At 71.3% G+C, this 3,030-nt stretch carries 3 protein-coding genes; all 3 read right to left on the bottom strand.

The window, feature by feature from the left end; all coding sequences use genetic code 11:
- Positions 1 to 1,816 (bottom strand): AGE family epimerase/isomerase (locus AB0G02_RS33330; RefSeq protein ID WP_360802269.1); only part of this gene is annotated, 1,816 nt, incomplete at its 3' end.
- On the bottom strand, positions 1,806 to 2,468 hold the full coding sequence (locus AB0G02_RS33325) for a DJ-1/PfpI family protein (RefSeq protein WP_360802266.1): 663 nt from the start codon (positions 2,466 to 2,468) through the stop codon (positions 1,806 to 1,808). The genes AB0G02_RS33330 and AB0G02_RS33325, both read right to left, overlap by 11 nt.
- Before the next feature lie 10 nt (positions 2,469 to 2,478).
- Positions 2,479 to 3,030: thiamine pyrophosphate-dependent enzyme (locus AB0G02_RS33320; RefSeq protein ID WP_360802264.1), on the bottom strand; the 552-nt coding region annotated here is incomplete at its 5' end.

Genomic DNA, 3,030 nt, shown 5'->3' with positions numbered 1-3,030 from the left:
AGGACGCGACCAGGCGTGCCCGCACCTTCACCGGCGAAGCCGAGTCCGGCAGCCGGACGGTCAGCCGCTCCGGGTCGAAGCCGTCCCACGGCTTGCCGTCCACCTCCACCGACTGCAACCGCACCGACCCGGGCGGCAGGGCGTCCGGCGCGACCCTCAGCACCCGGTCCGCGAACCCGTCCGGCCGCGGTCGGAACCACAGGTCGAGCGAGTCGCGGCGGACCAGCAGCCGCTCGTAGACCTCCGCCAGGTAGCACAGCTCGGCGGAGTGGTACATCGACATGGAGTGGCTGCCCTTGAGCCGTTCCGTGCCGAGCAGGTAGGGCGTGCCGTCCGCGAGGACCATGAAGTACACGCCGCCCTCGTCGTGGTCGAGGAAGAACGCGTTGTAGAACGCCGCGGACTCCCGTGCGTGCCGCAGGAACTCCACCTCGCCGGTGTTGCCGGCGAGGATCAGGTAGGCCAGGACCCCCTGCTCCTGCTGCCACCACGCCTTGCGGTCGTGCCAGGTCAGCCGGTGGCCGGGCACGCCGGCCCGCGGCACGCGCTCCATCACGTCGTACCAGCCGCCGCGCTGCGCGTCCCCGGCGACGGCGGGCATGGTCTCCGCGATGGTGCGGGCCAGCTTGGTGTACGCGTCGTCCGGGCGGATCGCGTTCATCCGCATCAGGTTCCAGGCGATCTTGAGGTTGTGCCCCACCACCGCCCGGTCCTGCTGCCAGCCCCACTCGCGGTCCGGTGTCCAGTCCGCGTGGAACCGCTCCTGCACGAACGGCCCGGAGGGGTCCGGGAAGTGCTCGACGATCAGGTCGAAGCACTCCTGGAGCAGGTCGGCGTCCTGCCGCCGGCCGGTCGCCAGGAACAGGTTGATCAGGTAGGCCGGGGCGTGGTCCCCGATCGAGTTCCAGTTCTTCCGCGCCCGGTTGGCGCCCAGCGACCCGTGGTGCGGCGACAGGTGCACGGGGTCGATGTGCGAGAAGTACCCGCCGTGGACCTCGTCGCGGAAGAACCGGTGGAACAGCCGCACGGTCGCGTCGACGTCGTCGAGGATCTCCGGGTCGCCGGTGATCCGGTAGGTCTGCGTCGGCCCGGCCAGCGCGTAGATCTGCTCGTAGGCCGGGATGGCGTGGTAGTCGTCACCGAACTCGGAGGAGAACAGCTTGGTCTCCACGCCGTCCGCGACGTCGATGCCGTGGTACCAGTAGACGACGTCGTTCTCCGGGTCCGCGAACCTCATGTGGTCGCGCAGGTACCGGGTGCCGCGCTCCGCGACGTCGAGGAAGTCGTCCTCGCCGGTGAGCAGGAACGCCGACGCCATCCCGTACACCAGGCGGGAGATCGTGTCGGTCTCCTGCACGTGCCGGGTGCTCTTGTCGCCGCCCAGCCGCAGGATGGTGCGGTAGTCGGTGAAGTCCACCTCGCCGGAGCCGAACTGCGCCCTCCGGTAGAACGCGGCCAGCTCGCGCAGCTGGTCGGTCCACCAGCCGGGGCGGGCGAACGCGTACTCGCCCGGCTCCCGGTCCAGGAACACGATCCGGGTGGCGTCGAAGACGTGCCCCTCGCCGGTCGGTGAGTAGATGCCGTGCACCAGCACGTGCCGGCCCGGCGTCAGCAGCTCCAGCCGACGCGAGGTGAGGTCGGTGTGGGGCTCACCGAGGTTGCGCAGCAGCTCGGCGGATGCGCGGTCCACGCCCACCCGCACCGGGCGCCCGTCGCTGGTCCGCAGGTCCACCAGCTCCCGGTCCGGGTGCACCGCGGTGACGTAGCCCGCCACCAGGTCGGAGATCCGCACGCGGGCCAACGGGTCAGCGGCCATCGCGCACCCCCGTGGTCCGCACCGAGGACCGCCACCAGCGCGCCGTGCGGTCGGCCGTCCGGGCGGCCAGCAGGTCGATCACCGTGCGCGCGAACAGGTGGCAGTGGTCGGCGCTGCGCGCGGTCACCAGGTCGCCGCTGACCACCACGTCCTGGTCGACGTAGCGGGCGCCCATGTTGCGGGCGTCCGCGACCAGGTTGTTGTGGCAGGTCAACGCCCTGTCCCGGACGACCTCGGGGATGGGCGCCACCAGCCACAGGCCGTGGCAGATGATGCCCTTCAGCACCGTCGGCTCCGCGAACGCCCGGCGCAGCAGGTCCACCGCGGGGGCGACGCCGTCGGGCGTCTCGGCGTAGCGCAGCCGGTCCGACACCATGCCCGAGGGCACGATCAGCGCGTCGTAGCCGCGCAGCCGCTCGTCGTCCACCTGCTCCAGGTCGCCGTCCACGGTGAACGGCAGCTGGTGCTCGTGGCCGGTGAAGGTGATGCGGTCCTGCCCCCACAGCCGGGTGAGGAAGTCGACGCGCGCGCCTTCCTCCGCGAACCGGAGCCGGTAGTAGTCGATCTCCGGTTCCACGTAGTCGGTTTCCATCAGGATGGCGACGGTGCGCCCGGTCAGCGCACCGCCCTCCCGCAGGATCGTCGTGCTCATCGCGATCGCCTCACGCCGTCAGCAGGTCGATCAGGAACGGGCCGTCGTGGTCGAGCATCTTGCGCACCGCCGGCTCCACCTGGGAGACCTCGTCCACGCGCAGCGCCTCGACGCCCATGCCCTTGGCCAGGTCCACGAACGAGATGTCGGGCCGGCGCAGGTCGAAGCCGTCGGGGTGGCGGTGCGACGGCAGGCCGCTGTCGCGCCAGTACTGCTCGATGTTGAGGTCCAGCAGCTGGTAGCGGTGGTTGTTGCAGATCACGAACTTCGCCGCGACGTCGTGGCGCGCGGCGGTCCACAGCGCCTGGATGGTGTACATGCTGCCGCCGTCGCCGGTCACGCCGACCACGGTCGCCTTCGGGCGCGCGAGCTTCGCGCCGATGGCGCCGGGGATGCCGATGCCGAGCGAACCGCCCCTGGTGAGGAAGTAGTTGCCCGGCACGTGCGGCGGCAGGTGGCTGAGCAGGCCCGGTGACGCGGTCAGCGCCTCGTCGAACAGCACCAGGTCGTCGCCGGTGTGCGCGGCCAGGGCCGCGCTGAAGTGCTCGATGAGGGGGCTGCC

The organism is Actinosynnema sp. NPDC023658, from assembly GCF_040639995.1.
Lineage (GTDB): Bacteria > Actinomycetota > Actinomycetes > Mycobacteriales > Pseudonocardiaceae > Actinosynnema.
This window is presented reverse-complemented; position numbering and strand designations above follow the sequence as displayed.